Source organism: Methanobrevibacter sp. AbM4 (assembly GCF_000404165.1).
Taxonomy (GTDB): Archaea; Methanobacteriota; Methanobacteria; order Methanobacteriales; family Methanobacteriaceae; genus Methanarmilla; species Methanarmilla boviskoreani.
Window position 1 is genome coordinate 643,021 of sequence record NC_021355.1, and the last position, 17,092, is coordinate 660,112.

14 protein-coding genes are annotated in these 17,092 nt (G+C 28.4%); 10 read left to right on the top strand and 4 right to left on the bottom strand.

Annotated features, from left to right (window positions below; all coding sequences use genetic code 11):
- Positions 1-169 precede the first annotated feature (169 nt).
- Positions 170-1,180, bottom strand: a complete 1,011-nt coding sequence (locus tag ABM4_RS02680) for an NADH-dependent flavin oxidoreductase (RefSeq protein ID WP_016358140.1) — start codon at positions 1,178-1,180, stop codon at positions 170-172.
- A gap of 491 nt (positions 1,181-1,671) precedes the next feature.
- Between ABM4_RS02680 and ABM4_RS08705 the strand changes: the two genes are divergently transcribed.
- Positions 1,672-2,799, top strand: a complete 1,128-nt coding sequence (locus ABM4_RS08705) for a hypothetical protein (protein WP_016358141.1) — start codon at positions 1,672-1,674, stop codon at positions 2,797-2,799.
- Positions 2,800-2,907: 108 nt separating this feature from the next.
- On the opposite strand, the gene cbiD is transcribed toward ABM4_RS08705, so the two are convergent.
- The 3 genes from cbiD to sppA form a co-directional block, all read right to left on the bottom strand.
- Positions 2,908-4,056: a cobalt-precorrin-5B (C(1))-methyltransferase CbiD gene (cbiD, locus tag ABM4_RS02690; RefSeq protein ID WP_016358142.1), complete on the bottom strand. Its 1,149-nt coding sequence runs from the start codon at positions 4,054-4,056 to the stop codon at positions 2,908-2,910.
- Positions 4,057-4,277: 221 nt separating this feature from the next.
- Positions 4,278-4,523, bottom strand: coding sequence for an MJ0307 family thioredoxin (locus ABM4_RS02695; protein WP_016358143.1), 246 nt, complete (start codon positions 4,521-4,523; stop codon positions 4,278-4,280).
- Between the two features lie 126 nt (positions 4,524-4,649).
- Entirely contained in the window at positions 4,650-5,516 is an 867-nt protein-coding gene (sppA, locus tag ABM4_RS02700; RefSeq protein ID WP_016358144.1) for a signal peptide peptidase SppA, read from the bottom strand.
- Between the two features lie 168 nt (positions 5,517-5,684).
- Here sppA and ABM4_RS02705 point away from each other — a divergent pair, with 168 nt between their 5' ends.
- From ABM4_RS02705 to ABM4_RS02745, 9 genes are all read left to right on the top strand, one after another.
- Entirely contained in the window at positions 5,685-6,545 is an 861-nt protein-coding gene (locus ABM4_RS02705) for a shikimate kinase (protein WP_016358145.1), read from the top strand.
- A 144-nt stretch (positions 6,546-6,689) separates the two neighbouring features.
- A complete protein-coding gene (locus ABM4_RS02710) occupies positions 6,690-7,019 on the top strand; it encodes a chorismate mutase (protein ID WP_016358146.1) in 330 nt (109 codons plus the stop codon).
- 35 nt (positions 7,020-7,054) lie between these two features.
- Positions 7,055-7,249, top strand: a complete 195-nt coding sequence (locus ABM4_RS02715; RefSeq protein WP_016358147.1) for a 30S ribosomal protein S17e — start codon at positions 7,055-7,057, stop codon at positions 7,247-7,249.
- Positions 7,250-7,697: 448 nt separating this feature from the next.
- A complete protein-coding gene (locus ABM4_RS02720; RefSeq protein ID WP_016358148.1) occupies positions 7,698-9,959 on the top strand; it encodes a UvrD-helicase domain-containing protein in 2,262 nt (753 codons plus the stop codon).
- Between the two features lie 427 nt (positions 9,960-10,386).
- Complete coding sequence (locus ABM4_RS02725) at positions 10,387-11,613, top strand: aspartate kinase (RefSeq protein WP_016358149.1); 1,227 nt, start codon at positions 10,387-10,389, stop codon at positions 11,611-11,613.
- Complete coding sequence (dapA, locus tag ABM4_RS02730; RefSeq protein ID WP_016358150.1) at positions 11,610-12,503, top strand: 4-hydroxy-tetrahydrodipicolinate synthase; 894 nt, start codon at positions 11,610-11,612, stop codon at positions 12,501-12,503. The genes ABM4_RS02725 and dapA overlap by 4 nt, the downstream gene beginning before the upstream one ends.
- Positions 12,504-12,591: 88 nt before the next feature.
- A complete protein-coding gene (gene dapB / locus ABM4_RS02735) occupies positions 12,592-13,413 on the top strand; it encodes a 4-hydroxy-tetrahydrodipicolinate reductase (protein WP_016358151.1) in 822 nt (273 codons plus the stop codon).
- A gap of 20 nt (positions 13,414-13,433) precedes the next feature.
- A complete protein-coding gene (gene asd / locus ABM4_RS02740; RefSeq protein ID WP_016358152.1) occupies positions 13,434-14,483 on the top strand; it encodes an aspartate-semialdehyde dehydrogenase in 1,050 nt (349 codons plus the stop codon).
- Positions 14,484-14,799: 316 nt separating this feature from the next.
- Positions 14,800-16,923, top strand: coding sequence for a hypothetical protein (locus ABM4_RS02745; protein ID WP_016358153.1), 2,124 nt, complete (start codon positions 14,800-14,802; stop codon positions 16,921-16,923).
- Positions 16,924-17,092: the final 169 nt, after the last annotated feature.

Consider the following 17,092-nt stretch of genomic DNA (forward strand, 5'->3'; position numbering starts at 1 on the left):
AGAAATATGTGAAAAGTAGTTTTTTAAAAGAATTATTTTTAGGTTATTAATTGTAATAATATTTGAAAATTTTTTTTAAAATATTATTTTAAATGTTAAAGTTGTAGGATATGAAAAGTAGTTTAAAAGATTATTTTGGAAATAATCTTAAAAATTAAAAGAAGATATTTTAAACATTATCAGTTCCATTAACAAAGCATGTACTTACTTTCTTAGAATAACAATTTTTACAGTTAATGCATTTGGTTTCTGAACTTGTACCTGCTTTCCAATTTACTAGGAAATCTGGTTCTGCTACAAATGGTTTGCTCATTGAAATGTATTCGATATTTGTTGTATTTAAAACATTTTCAATGTTATCCTTGTCATTGAATCTTCCACCTAAAATAATTGAAATATTTGTATCGCCACTTAATTTATCTGCATAATCAATGAAAGGATTGCTGCCGTCACTTGTTGGGAATGTATTACTACGTGAAGTTAACTGTATACTGTCCGCACCATATTCTTCAAGTAATTTGCACATTTCCATACTCTCATCAAAACCTATTCCACCTTTTCTTCCGTCATTGGCATTTAGTTTTACATTTACGTGAATGTCATAGTTCTTCTTAATAACCCTGACGATTTCAAGTACAATCCTCATACGGTTAAAGGTCTTTCCACCATATTTGTCTTCTCTTTGATTGAAGTAGGGATTAATGAAATTACTTAAGTAGAAGTTATTTCCCATGTTTATTTGAATACCGTCAAATCCGGCAAATTCAAACTTTTTGGCAGCTAAGATTACATCTGTCTGGAATCGTCTTATACCTTCAAAACTTATATCATTTGGTGTGACTTTTTGATTAAGTCCGTCATTATACCAGAAGATTGCCAATTGTCCTAGAATAGGGACATTATATTTATGTGCTATGTTGGTGATTTCATTATAGTCCTTGACGAATCCCTTATAATTTACATTTGAGGAGTACTTTGCAAATCTGTCTCTTGGATCTATGCAGAAGAATTCTGAGTTGATTAGTCCCACTCCACTTTTTGCAATATTTTCATATCTATTAAATACAGCCTGATCTAGAATTCCATTTTCACTTTTTTGAGATTCCCACATTCCAGATCTGATTATCCTACTTTGAATATCAAAGTTTCCAAATTTACATTTATCAAATATGTTTTTCATGTTATCATCCGACTATAAAAATTAATAATTAATCTATATATTTAGATATATAAATATGATTGATTTTTAAACTTGTTTGATTTGATTTATTTTTTAAAATTAGTTTATTATAAAAGTTAAATTTATTGTTAAATTATTTTTTCCAAATTAAACTTATTTTTTCTAAATATTAAAATGAAAAAATTTTAATTTTAATTATTTTTTTTATTTTGTTTTAATTTATTAATTTATATTTATTTATTTTATTAAAATATTGTTTAAATATTTTAAAAAGTTTAAAAAAATATTTATAGATTGTTATATTAGAAAATTAGAATTTATATTATTTTTTTATGGTTTATAACTTTTTATTCTTTTTATTAACTTGTAAACATTCTATGAATTTTGTATCTAAAATTTTTTATAATAAATTATTTATATTATTAATATAAAATTTGATATTTTAAAATTTTAAATATTTTAAAATTTTTTGTTAATTATGGTGGTAATATATGCAATTAAAAAATTTTTATTGGATATTGTCAATTTTTCTAATTATCTCATTGTCTATAGGTTCTATTGTGGCAGTAGATTCTAATTCATTAACTAATTTGACTAATGTTGACAATTCTCATAGTAATAATACCGTTAATTATAATCAAGACAATGATAGTTATTTGGAAAATGAAAATGTGGTGAATAATAATGAGGATATTTTAAAATATGATGATTTAAATACAAGTTCTACAGTAAATGGTGGAATATGTAATATTTCTTTTACTAATGGGTATAATGGGTATTGTATTAATATGTCTTTACATAATGCGGAATCTGGTCAAACATTTACTGTTACTAATACATCTAATATTATTAATCATTTAGATGGTTCTAATGTAGGGGAATATATTAAAATCTTGTTTTATAATTATTGGGATATTGTAAATTCTGATAAGACTGCTACTTCTGATGCAATTTGGAGATTTACAGATAGAACTTATATTCCATATACAGGTAGTGATTATGATGGTCCAGTTGTTTCTTTATTAGTTACAAATGTATTATCTGATTATAATAATGGGTTAAGAGTTCCTGATCATGGAGCTGTTAAAAAAATAAATGAAACTAGTGAAATGGTTTTTGACTTTATAAGTTTAATCTCTGGTTCTGATAGTATTCAAAATTATTTTGGATATAAGGTTACAATGCAAGATATAACTCAGAATAATACTACAAATAATACTAATATTACTAGTAATTCTACAAATACAACAGGTAATAATACAAATAATAACAACACTAATAATTCTACAAATATGGCTGGTAGTAATACTAATAATACTAATATTGGTAATTCTACAAACAATAATACTAATATTACCAATAATACTACAAATACAACAGGTAATAATACAAATAATAACAACACTGCTAATTCTACAAATAACAATACAGATAGCTCAAACAATATAACAAATTCAACAAATGGTAATAACACCAACAGTACCATGAATAATAATACTCTGGTTAATAATCAGAATAATAAAACTGGAACTGGTTTATATAATACAGGTAACCCATTATATGTTCTATTTGCAGCTTTAATGTTATTAACAGCATTACCATTCTATCGTAAGAAATAGTTTAAAAGTTTATAATCTTATTAATTTTCATAAATTAATTTGATTATATCTTTTTAAATTTAAGTGTTCTTGTTTTAATATAAGATAAGTATTTTAAATAATGATTTTTTAAACAAATTCTTTTTTTAATAGTTCTTTCGTGTAGTTGGTGTTCAATATTTCTCCTTTCATATTGACGATTATCACGTTTAAATCAATATCAAATCTATCTTTTACCCTTTCCTTAATTGCATCTGCAATACTGTTAAGTACAGCCACATCTAAATTATCCTTCTTTAATAGGTCAATGATTTCCTCAGTGGTCTTGGATTTATAGACTTCTTGAATTAATTTGGTACTTCCACCACATATTCCGGTGTGGGCTGCAAAGATTTCCCTTCTTCCGTCTGCAATGGAGTGTTTGGTATTAAAAATACCTCCTGCAAGTTTCACTAATTTTCCGATATGGCCAACTAAGGTTAATCTGGTGATATTTCTTTTTTCAGCTTCTTCAAACATATAGCCTACAAAATTAGTTGTTTGAATCACCTGATCTGGATGTATGTCTAGTATTCTATTTGCAATCTTCTCACCGATATTTCCAGGTACATAGATAAGGTCATTGTATTTTTCAGCTATTGCAACATTTAGAGGTATTAAAAGGGAATCTTTATATGCTTTAGTACTCATTGAACGAGCTATTCCAGTTGTTCCAAGAATTGAGATTCCACCTTCAATTCCAATACGGGGATTCATTGTTCTTTTTGCAATCTTTTCCCCTTCCGGAATATTGATTGTTACGATTGCAAGCTTATCTTCAGGAACATGCTCTTTTAAATTTTCTTTAATCATTTTACGTGGTACTGGGTTAATTGCATATTCTCCAATCGGTATTTGAAGACCGTTTTTAGTAACCTTACCAACTCCACATCCTCCGTTAATAACCACATTATCCTCCTTATCAATTAACGGATTTGCATAATCGATTTTATAACTGGATTTATCTACAAGTTCTACTGTAGCATATATCTCAATATTTACAGTAACATCTGGATCATCATATGGATATTTATGTGCTGAGGATACTGCTTTATTATCTGATTCTTTTTTAACTGAATCTATGAAAATGTCTAATTTTTCCTTCGGTGTTTTAATTTGAACTATATCTGTTTTTTTATCCTCAGTTAGCATTTTTAAACTACTTAAGGCTGTAGCTGTTGCAATGCTTCCTGTAGTTGGTCCAAACTTGTATCCTTTATTTTGATGATTTCCACACATAAAGTAAATTATTGTATTTAAAAATAAAAAACTTATCTATTATTTTAGATTAAACAGTTTTATTTAAAAACAGTATCTTATGTGGAAAAATTAAAAGGTCTTTATTTTTACTTAAAATTAGTTTTTTATGGAAAAATTATAAAGTCTTTTTTATTTAAAATTAGTATCTTATTTGAAAAATAGCGTTTTAAAAAATAATGAAATAGTATTATTAGATAAATTTATTGTAATCTATCTAATAATTCTGGAAGGCTAGGTGCACCAACAAATTCAACATGGTTATTAATTGCAATGGTAGGTACAGCCATAATTCCATAGTTTATAGCAGCTTCTCTGTTTTCATTATCTTCAATGTTACGGATTTCAACATCGAGGTCAGGTACTTGTTGTTTTGCTTCTTCTACAACTCTGATAGCACTTGGACAGTGAGGACAAGTTGATGAAACGAATACTTCTACTTTTGTCATTTATATCACCTAATTTTTTTTATTCACTTTTCTAGAATAAACATTTAACAAGTTTATCCGTTCGTAGTTAATAGAATTTTTATTCTATTAATAATTTTATATTTTCATATATAAAGGTTGCTGTTACTACTTAAATATTAATCTATTTAGTGTATTGGCTATGTTGGTCTGTGATGTTAGACCTAAATAAAAAGTATTGTCGGTGCTATAGGTTTCGGTATCATAGGTAGATGGTAAACCTCCAAGTTTGACTGCAAGTTCTATTGCATCCTTTCTACTTCCCACATTGTCTACAAGTTTATTGTCCTTTGCTTGCTGTCCATCATATATTGAACCGTCTGCAACCTTATCAACTTCAGATTTAGACATGTTTCTATTTGCCGCTACATTGGATTTAAAGCGGTCCGCATCATTATCAACAATAGTCTGTAACATTTTACTCTCATTGGAGTTTATGCTTTTATAATTTGCTCCGATATCTTTATACTCTCCACTTTTAATGGAATATGTTTTGATTCCAGTTTTATTATTGTAGTTTGACATATCTGTCAAGGTTATAATTGTTCCAATGTTTCCAACTAATGAGGAGTTACTTGCCACAATCCTATCTGCTCCTGATGCTAATAGGTAGGCTCCTGAGGTACCACTTTCACCTATCCGGGCAACTGTTGGTTTTGAGCAGTTTTTGACCATCTTCATCATTTCATCACTTGCGACAGTACTTCCTCCAGGTGAATTGATGTCTATTACAATTGCTCCGACTGAAGGATTATTTTCAGCTTGAGTAAGCGCATTTTCAAAGGCATCTGGTGTTATAACACTGGTTGTATCATTGCTTCCATAAGCTATTTCACCATAAACAGGAATGACGGCAACTGTGGTTGTTCCAAGTAATCCTGTAGCTGGTAAAATGAATAATAATAAGAAGATAATTATGACGATTGCAAAACCGCCTAATATTCCAAGTCCAAAGTACTTTGTTTTCAAATCCATGTTATCTCCTAATTTATTTAATAATTATTATGAAATAATTTATTCAATAAATTTTATATAATTATTTTAATAAATTTTATCTTAATTATATTTATTTTATTTATATTATATAATAGAATTATTTTTAAATTTTATAATTTTTTTAAAGCTTATATTTTTGGTGATTGTTTGAAGATTTTAGTTAAATCTCCAGGATCTGCAACTATTATAAATGCAATAGCTTCAGGTTTTGGTTCTGCATTTGGTATTGATTTGAATATTATATCTAAGGTAAGTGATAACAGGTCCTCTGATATTAAATCCAAGTCTGATATTGGTGTTAGTACTAAATTAATGGATATGTGTGCAGAAGCTGTTTTAAATCATTATGATGTTAGCTGTGGTTTAGATATTGAAACTGAAACTAACCTACCTTTAGCCTCAGGACTTTCAAGTAGTAGCGCATTATCAAATAGTGTGGTAACTGCCGTTTCAAAATTCATCTCAGAGGAGTATGATAAGGAACCATTAACTGATATGGAAATTTTAAACTTGGCTATTGACACTTCATTAAAGGCTAAAGTAACTATCACAGGTGCTTTTGATGATGCTTCAGCGTCTTATTTTGGAGGGGTTGTTGTAACAGATAACTATAATAGGAAACTACTTATTAAGGAACCAATGGAAGAGAAAAAAGTATTAATATTTCTGGTTGATAAGGAATCATCTACAATCAATTCCGATGTGGATAGAATGAAATTAATTTCTCCAATGGTGGATTTGGCATTTAATGAGGCAAAAAACAAGAATTACTATCTTGCATTAAATTTAAATGGTCTTTTATATTCAAATGTTTTAGGATATGATTCAAATATAGCAATTGAGGCACTATCTGCTGGGGCATTGGCGTCAGGTTTGTCTGGTACAGGTTCAGCATTTACAGCTATTGTTGATAATGATTCCATTGATGATGTAAAAGATAAATGGTCTCAGTTTGAAGGTAGGATAATTGAAACTAAGGTTAATAATGAGGGTACTGTTTTCTTATAGGAGGATAATCTTAAAACTGTTAATTATCTATTTTTTTTAATTTTTCTAAAACCTTGTTAAAAATTCCTCGGATACATTATATTTAAATATAAGAAAGAAACAATATTATAATATTATTAATTATTATATTGTGGAGAATTTTTCATGGATGAAGATATTAAGAAATCATTGTTTGAAAATGAGAAACAAGCAAAGGAAACTCTTAAATTTTCTAGAATGGAAATTGATAAACTTGATAATGACTTAATTAATATTATTTCTGAACGTACTTCTTATGCGGAAGATATCGTTAAAGCTAAAACTTATTTAGATATGGATATTTATGATGAAAAAAGAGAAAAATCCATCCATGATAAGGCTAAAAAATTAGCTTCACAAAAAGGTATCGATCAGGATATCTTATTTGAAATATTAGATGATTTGGCTCTTTTAAGTAAACGTAAACAGAAACATATCTTAGATGAATTAGAATAATAAAAATTTACTTTAAAAAATATGGAGGCATGACTATGGGAAATATAAGAACTACTTTTGTAAAACGTATATCAAGAGAACTTATTGAAACTCACAGTGATTTTACTACTGATTTTGAAACCAATAAAAAATTAGTTTCCGAATATTCTACTGTCAGTACTAAACATTTAAGAAATAAAATTGCTGGTTACATCACTAGATTAGTTAGATTAGAACAAGAACAAGCTTAAGTTTAACTAATTCTATCTTTTTTTCTTTTAGTTTTAATTTTAAATTTATTTTTGGTTTTTTATTATTGATTTTACATTTTTAGCTATTTTCTTATTGGTCATATTTTGTTATTTTGGCTATTCTATAATCTTATTGCGATATTTTTCAGTTATTTTAACAGTATTCCTATTTTAGGCTGTTTTTAATTTCTTATAGTTTGTTTGACTATTTTTATAGGTTTATTATTAGTTCTCATAATTTTTACATCTTATGATTTTTTATTTTCAGCTGGTTTCATATAATATTAAACTCTTATTAATTTCAGTGTTAAATAAAATAATAAATATTAAAAAATAGATATTCTAGATTATAAAATAGAATTTTATAACTAGTTCTAATTCTTATAAATCTAACTTATGCATTTGGGAAATTGTAGTCGGGGGATTTTTTATTAAGGAAAAAATATTTATGGAAAAAGACTTTTATAATCGGTTTAGCCAATTTGCAAATAAGTTAAATGAGGATTTAGATGATCTTCTTCTTGGTAAAGTTTTATATATCTCATTAAACGATTTACCTATTGTCAAATATAAGAATCCTAAACATGTCAAGGTTCATAATATTGACTTAGGTGATGATTTTGCCGAATATTTATCTGAATATGTAAGGTCAAGGAATATAACGAAAAGAGACTTATTCTATACAGCCATGAAATCCCTTGATGATGGTGATGTTGAGGTTATTAAAATCGGCTCATATAATTTCAATAAAACTAGTCATGAGATAAATGAAACTAAAAAATCTGAAAACCTGAAAAATAAAGATGTAAACGAACTATTTGATTCTAATGGCAGTATTAAACAGAATAAGATAATTGACAGATCAAATACTTTAAATAAAAATCTCCATATGAGGAAATACTCTAAGGAAATTGAGATATTGAATGGATTTGATAATAAAATCAATAATTTAATTAAGGGTTATGATCTGGGGGATATCGAATATTTTAATGGAGATTATGAGGAAATCAATCTGGATAACATGTCCTCTGATTTAAAAGCAGAATTAAATGAGAATAAATCTTTTTTCAATAATATTCTATCCTGTAGTTTGGATGATTATCAGAAGTTGGCAGTGGTTGTAGACTGTGATAATGAACAGATCATTGCCGGTGCAGGTACTGGTAAAACCTTAACACTAATTGCTAAGGTAAAGTATCTAGTTGAAATTAAGGGTGTAAATCCAAACAATATTCTATGTTTGTCATTTAGTTCTAATTCTACTTTTGAACTTAAAGATAAACTTTATAAAACCTTGGGTAAGGATATTGAAACCCGTACATTCCATGCTTTAGGTCGTAAAATCATAAGGTCCTATGACAATACTGTATATGGCAGTCCTATGGATTTTGCTGATTTTTTCATTAAACGATTTAAGAATAGTCTATCTATTGATGAGATGAAAGATGTTATCAAATTAGCATATAACTATTTTAAGGTATTTAAAAGGGGTTTTAATGATTATATAAATAAGAATAGAAATTATTCCCGTGAAGAACTGGTAATGGAAGAATACAATTATGTCCTGCAAAACTGTGCTCTTCCAGGTTTAATCGAGGAGTTTACAGAAAGATTTAAACGTAACAACTATACTATTGATAAGTTTGATGAATTCTATCAATATGACTATGATGAATATCTGGATGAACGTTTAATATTCTTGGATATTGCAAAGAAATTTTATATTGAATATGAATTATATCTGCTTAAGAATAATTTTATCGATTTTTCAGATATGATAAATAAATCAATACCCCTTGTTGAATTATATGGTATAAAAGATAATTATGATTATATATTAATCGATGAGTATCAGGATACTTCCTACATGAATTATAGACTAATTAGGGCTATTAAGGACAAGACCAATGCAAAAATTATAGTGGTAGGTGATGATTGGCAATCTATTTATGGTTTTAGGGATACCGATTTGGATTTGTTTAATAACTTTCCGAAGTATTTCAGGAATCCGAAAATTGTCTTTACATCTAAAACCTATAGGAATTCTCAGGAATTGATTGATGTTGCAAGTAAATTTGTATTGTCCAATGAAAAACAGATTAAAAAGGATTTGGTCTCTGATGTTTCAATAAAGAAAGCACCAATACAATTAATCTATTATAATTATGGTAAGACAAGTAGGGTTAAATTGTTTGAAGATCTTTTAATGGATTTAACCTGTAAGTTTCCAGGTTCTAGTTTACTTGTACTTTCAAGAAATAGGGAGGATATTAAAGCCTATTTATCCCCACGTTCCTTCTTCTCAAAAAATCCGAGTAAGATTGGAAAGTCTAATAATCTAAGGATCACTTATCCTAAAAATTCCAATGTAAAAAAGGAAGATAGATTGGATATCCAATTTAAAACCATTCACGTATCCAAAGGTTTGGAAGCGGATAATGTAATTATAATAGTCAATGATAACTTTCCAAGTCAGGTTAAAAATAGCGGTTTACTTGATTATGTAAGTAATGGTAATGATATAGGTTTAAAACGTAGTTTGGAAGAGCGCCGTTTATTTTATGTAGCATTATCCAGAACCAGAAACTATGTTTTCTTATTTACAAATCTCCGTGAAAAATCCTCATTTATAAAGGAGTTAGAATCTTATTATGCATTAGACGAGTTTAAGGATTCCTTTGATGTTTACCATAATCAAGAAACTAAATAACATTCTTTCTAATGTTAAAATTTTTTTTATATAAATAGGTTTAAGATTTTAATTTTATCTTAACCTAGATACCAAATGATATATTCTTTCAATAGATGGATTTTTCTTTTAATCGGAATCTCTTTTGTCAATGGTTTTTGATCTTTTCAATTTGAATCTTTTTTTGTTGATTGATTTTTTAATCCTTTGATTTTTATTTCAATTAATATTCTTTTTTTTAATTAACTGATTTTTTTAACAATTTAATTTTTATTTCAATTAAAATTTAAGATTCTTCTATTATTTGCTAAAATTTATTAATATGTATTATTATAAATATCACTGTATAATAATTTTAAAATTTGAAGAAAAATAATTATTTTTATAGATAATTAATTAATTATTTTTATTATTATAATTTTCTTAAATTTTATGGTTGTGAATTTTAATGGAATTAATTGTGGCGAAATTTGGAGGAACCTCGGTTGGAAATGGTTCTAGAATAAAAAAAGCGGCACAATCTGTCGTAAATGAGTATATGAAAGGAAATCAAATAGTGGTTGTAGTATCTGCTATAAACAAGACTACTGATGATTTAATAGAAGTTACTAGTGATGCAATGGGTGATGATGTATCTTCTCAACAAATGGCAGAAATTTTATCCATGGGTGAGATGACTAGCACTAGAGTATTTGCATCTACAATTGAATCATTAGGTGTAAAATCTACATTTGTTGATCCTTATAATGATGCTTGGCCTATTATAACTGATAATAGTCCTTTAAATGCTAAAATAAATTATAAAGCTTCTGAATATCAATCTAAAAAAATTTCACAGCTCTTAGACCAAGGTGTTATTCCGGTAATCTGCGGATTTTTAGGTAGAGGTCCTAATAATGAAATAACTACCATTGGCAGGGGAGGTAGTGATGTAACCGCTTTCTTCCTAGGTCATGCACTTAAAGCTAGTGAGGTTGTAATTGTAACAGATGTGGATGGTGTAATGAGTACCGATCCTAGAAAGATTGAAGAAGCTGAAAAACTAGATAAAATTTCAGTTGAAGAAATGAGGGATATTGCTTTACATGGTGCACAGGTTTTACATCCAAATGCTTTAAAATATAAAGATCCGATGATTAAAGCTAAAATTATCAGTTTTGAGAAATGTGATTTATCAGATAAAGGAACTGAAATTGTCGGTCCTTTTGAGGATGGGATGCTTAAAAGAGCAATATTATATCCTGAGAAATTATCCATATTAGCTGTTGTTGGAGAACATATGATTGAAGCTAAAGGATTACTTGCAAACTTAACTAACATTCTTGCAGAAAATGATATTAATATTTATGGTATTTCTGCTGGAGAAAACTCTATGACTGTTGTGGTAAGTAAAAAAGATTCAGATAGAGCTTATCATTTATTGCACCGTTTAGTTGTTAATATTGATAATTTAAGTTCAATTTCAATGGGTGAAGATATTGCAATGTTGACTGTTGTTAGTCCTGAATTCAGTCAAGCTGAATCACCGGGTATTATTGCAAATATTACTAATCCGTTACATAAAAATAATGTTAATATAGTAGAAATCTCTTCTTCACAGTCTGCTGTTATTCTATTTGTTGAATGGGAAGATGGAGAAAAAGCACTTAAACTTGTTAGGGAGGTTTTAAATTGAAATTTGAAGGAACTGCTATTGCAATGATTACTCCTTTTACATCAGATAATAAAATCGATGAAGAAGGTTTTAGAGAAAATATAAACTTTTATATTGATAGTGGGGTTGAAGGCTTACTTGCTGCTGGTACCACTGGTGAGTCAGCTACTTTGACCCATGAGGAACATAGAAAATTGATTGAAATCTTTGTTGATGAAGTTAATGGTAGGGTAGCAACTATTGCTGGTGCAGGTAGTAATTCTACTGATGAGGCATTAGGTCTTGTTAAATTCTGTCAAGATGTTGGTGTTGATTATGGACTTGTAATTACTCCTTATTATAATAAACCTCAACAACATGGTTTAGTTCAACATTATAAAACATTAAATGATAATGCAGATTTGGATATTATTGCTTATAATGTACCATCACGTACCGGTGTTGATATGGCTTCTGAAACTATCTGTGAAATTGCAAAACTCGATAAAGTTACAGCTATTAAAGAGGCTAATCCAAGTTTAGATAAAACAAGTCATACATTCTCACTTTTAAGAGATAATGATCTTTTAGATGATATTAATGTTTTATCTGGTAATGACGGTTTAACACTTCCTTTAATGTCCATTGGTGCTAAGGGTGTTATTAGTGCATCTGCAAATGTTGATCCTGTAAGGATGGTTAAAATGGTTCATTGTATTCAGGAAGGTAAATATGATGAAGCAAGGGAATTACATTATCAAATGTTGCCATTAATTAAAGCATTATTCTTAGAAACTAGTCCTGCTCCTGCAAAAGCTGCTTATCATATGATGGGTAAACCTGCAGGACCTTTAAGATTACCTCTTGCACCTATTAAAGAGGATACTAAAAAAGTTTTAGAGGATGTTCTTAAAAAAGACGGATTTATTTAGATTTCTAATTGTAGATTAATAGTTTATTTAAATTTAAACACTATTTTTATTTTTTTAATTTTATTTAAAAAGTATGGAGTTAATAAATATGATTAAAGTTGCTGTTACTGGAGCTGCTGGAAGAATGGGTTCTGGTATTGTTAGAAGAATTACTGAACAAGATGATATGGAAGTTGTTGCAGCTATTGAAATACCTAACACACCTCTTGAAGGTAAAGATATTGGTATTCAAGCAGGTATTGATGAACTTGGAGTACCAATTGTTGGTTCTGAAAAATTAGAAGAAACATTAAAAGAAACAAAACCTGATGTTTTAGTTGATTTCACTATTGCTGCAGCTGCAGCACAAACAATTCAAACCGCTACAAAATGTGGAGTAAATATTGTTGTGGGAACTACCGGATTTTCACCTGAACAAGAAGCTGCAAATAAAAAGGCTGTTGAAGATAATAATGTAAAGGCAGTTATTACTTCCAATTTCTCCATTGGTGTAAACGTATTCTTTAAAGTTATCCGTGATTTAACACCTATTTTAGATGATTACGATATTGAAATTATTGAAGCTCACCATAATCAGAAACAAGATGCTCCTTCTGGAACTGCAATGACTGCTTTAGAAACAGTTTGTGATGCTTTAGGAAGAGATCCTGAAGAGGTAGCAGTTTATGGAAGACATGGCCATGTAGGTAAAAGAACCAAACAAGAAATTGGAGTTCATGCTATCCGTGGTGGAGATATAACTGGTGATCATACTGTGCTCTATGTCGGTGACGGTGAAAGATTAGAGATTAAACATATGGCTCATAAAAGGGAAGTTTTTATTGCAGGTGTAATTAGGGCTATTAGATATATTCCTGATGCTGAAAACGGTAAAGTTTCTGATATGACTGATGTATTAGGATTAAATTAAAATTTTAGAGAGTTGATTAAATGGTAAATGTAGGTATACTTGGTGCAACAGGTATGGTTGGACAAAGATTTATCCAACTTTTAGATAAACATCCTGATTTCGACATTACTGCCCTTGCAGCATCAGAACGTTCTGCAGGTAAACGTTACGAAGATGCAACTACTTGGTATCTTGATGAGGCAATGCCTGAATCTGTTAAGGATATTGAAGTCTGTGAAACCAAACCTGAAGCTATGTCTAATGATGTTGATATCCTATTCTCATCACTTCCAACAGATTTTGCTGCTAAGATTGAACCAGCATTTGCTCAAGATTATATTGTAGCATCTAATGCTAGTGCAATGAGAATGGTGCCAGATGTTCCTCTTGTTATCCCTGAGGTTAATCCTGAGTTCTTAGGTTTAATAGAAACACAACAAAAAAACAGGGGATGGGATGGTTTCATTGTAACCAATCCTAATTGTTCTACTATTGCATTAACTTTAACATTGAAACCTATATACGATGCATATAATATTAACAAGGTTTATGTTTCAACTATGCAAGCAATATCTGGTGCAGGTTATAATGGTGTTCCATCTATGGCAATAGTTGATAATATTATTCCGTATATTGGTAATGAGGAAGAGAAGATGGAAAGTGAAACTTTACAACTATTAGGAAGCTTTGAAGATGGTGTTGTAAAAGATGCTGATTTCAAATTATCTGCTTCATGTCATAGGGTTGGAGTTGTAGATGGACATACTGAAGCTGTTTTCATTGAACTCGATAAAGATGAAGATATTGATGATATTAAACAAACTATGGCTAATTTCAAAGGTCGTCCACAAGAATTAGGTTTATATTCTGCTCCAAAAAATCCTGTAATTGTTAAAGAAGAGGAGGACCGTCCACAACCTAGATTAGATAGGAGTGCTGATGGTGGAATGGCTGTTACTGTTGGCCGTGTAAGAAAAGATGCTGCTATGGACAATAGTTTTAAATATGTTTTAGTTGGACATAATACAGTTAGAGGTGCAGCTGGAGCATCAGTATTAAATGCAGAACTAATCAATAAAGAAATACTTTAATATTTTTTCAAAAAACTTTTCTTTTTTTCTTTAATTTTTTGTATTTTCTTATTATTTACTTTACATTAGGCTATTTTTTGTAATTAAGTTTAAATATAATTAAAATATATAATAAATATTATATAATTTAATGAAATAGAATATTGAAAATTATTTTAATTTCTTAGTCATTTTAATAATTTGTACTATGAAATTATCTTAAAAATGTCTATTTTCATTGGAATTTTCATGATAAATTTTATTATTGCTGTGGAATAAAGTGTTTGGGATTTTTATTTCATTTATATTTTATTTATAAGGTTTAGTTGGGAGAATAATGGTTTTTGAAAATGATGAGAAGGAGACTCTTCAAGCATTAGTTAGATCTTGTTTATTGGAGATAAACAGATTAAAAACAGATTTAGCTGCTGCTGAAAAGGATAGGATTGATTTACAGAATCAAAAAATAAAACTTGAACATGATGAGACTATAAATAAATTGGAATCTGATTTAAACAATAAAGAAAATGAACTTATGCAGTATAAATTAGATGTTCAAGAGAAAATGAACGATTTACAATCTGTAATCAATGATAAGAATGAAGAGTTAAATGTTAAAAATAAAATCATCATAGACAATGAAAACCTTATAAGTAACCAAGATGAAAAAATTCGCCAATTAAGCGATTTTGATAATAATATTAAATCCATACGCCTTGCTATTGAAGATGATATTAACTCAATTAAAACATCACTTGAAGATGTTCTTGAAGGATTTAGGAAAGATGAATCTTTAAATGATGAGAAGATTCATGAAAAAATAGATATCATCAATGAGAAAGATGATGAGATTAAATCATTGTCTAAGAATATTGATGAGTATAAAATCCAAATCATTGGACTTAAAAATCAGATAGAATCTAAAGATAGTTATATAGAACTCAAAGATGAACTTTCTAATACCAAACATAGACTGGAAGAAAAGGAAGATGAAATCACTGTTCTTAAGGAGGATTCTATTCCAAAATCTGATTATGATAGTTTATATGCTCAGTTTACAGAATTGAAAGGTGTAATTCAATCTAAAGACCAAAGTATTAGGGAGTTACAAGAGTCTAACAAAGAACTTTCCAATGTCAAGAATGAATTGGATCATACAAAACAGGTTTTATCAGTTAAAACTCATGAACTGGATACTCTTAATGAAAATCTTGTATCCTCTGAGGATCATATTGATTTAAAGAATAAATTGGATAATGCTAACAATTTATTAAGTTCCAAAGACCGTGAAATATCTGATTTGAAATCATCAACTGTAGATAAAACATTATATACTGATTTACAAAAAGATTATAATGAACTAAAAGATTCCACAGTTTCCAAAACTTCATATGAAGAATTAGGTCAGGAATTGAAAAAAATTAGGGAAGGCACGGTAAATAAAGAAAAATATAATGTTTTAGTAAATGATTTTGAGACATATAAATCAAGTGCAGTTCCTAAGGAAATTTATGATGATTTAAAAGAGGAATTACAGACTGTCAAAGATTCAGCTGTTTCAAAAGAAGATTATACTAATTTGGAAATTGAACTACAGCATGTTAAAAATAGTTCAATTTCAAAAGATATCTATGATAAAGTTTCTGAAGAGTTAGATGAATTAAAATCTAATGCAGTTTCTAAAAATGAATTCGATGAAGTTTCTAGTGAGTTAAATCAATTAAAATCATCATCTATTGCTAAAGCAGAATATGATAGAGTTAAATCTGAACTTGATTCTGTTAAAGAAAATATTCTTAAAAAGGATAATGAAATTGCCTCTGTTAAAAATAATACCGTTGATAAAGATAGATTTGATAACATTCAGAAAGAACTTAATTCTGTTAAATCTGATTTATCCAGTAAGGATAAGGAAATTTCAGAACTTAAAACCAATTCAATATCTAAACAAGAATATGATAGGCTTAAAAAAGAGAATGAGCTTAAAGATGAGAAAATTGATCGTTTGGAAAAAATCAAGGATTTATTCTCTGAACTTGAGGCTCAACACAATTCTGATTTAGAAAACTTAGAACAACTTCAAAGTAAAATCAAGAATATTGAAGATGGAGATTCTGATTCTGTAAATGAAGAGAATCAGGAACTTAAAAAAGAGATTGAAGAAAAGGATAAAACCATTAAAGATCTTGAGGAAATTAAAATATTATACAATAAACTACTCATTCCTCCAAAAACAGATTTAACTTCATTCCAATCCCAAGTATTTAATTTAATTCCAAATGAGCCTATGAATGCAAAGGATATTCATGAGTATATTAAGAGTGTAGCATTTGATAAAATATCCCTTGCAAGTGTTCAAAACATCTTGAAGAAATTAGTTAGAAAGGGTTATATGGAATCTTATGAAGAGGGAGATGAGGTTATCTATAAAAAAATAGCAGAGGATATTGTAGGTAAATAGATACCTTTAATTTTTCTTTATCTAATTTTTCTAAGATTTTTTTTATTTTTTCTTATTTTTTTTAGGATTTTTATTATTTTTCAGGATTTAAATTATTTTCTGATTTTGTTATTATTGTTTTTTCACTGTTTTTTGGATTTTCATCCTTCGCTTTTAAGTTTCATTTTAT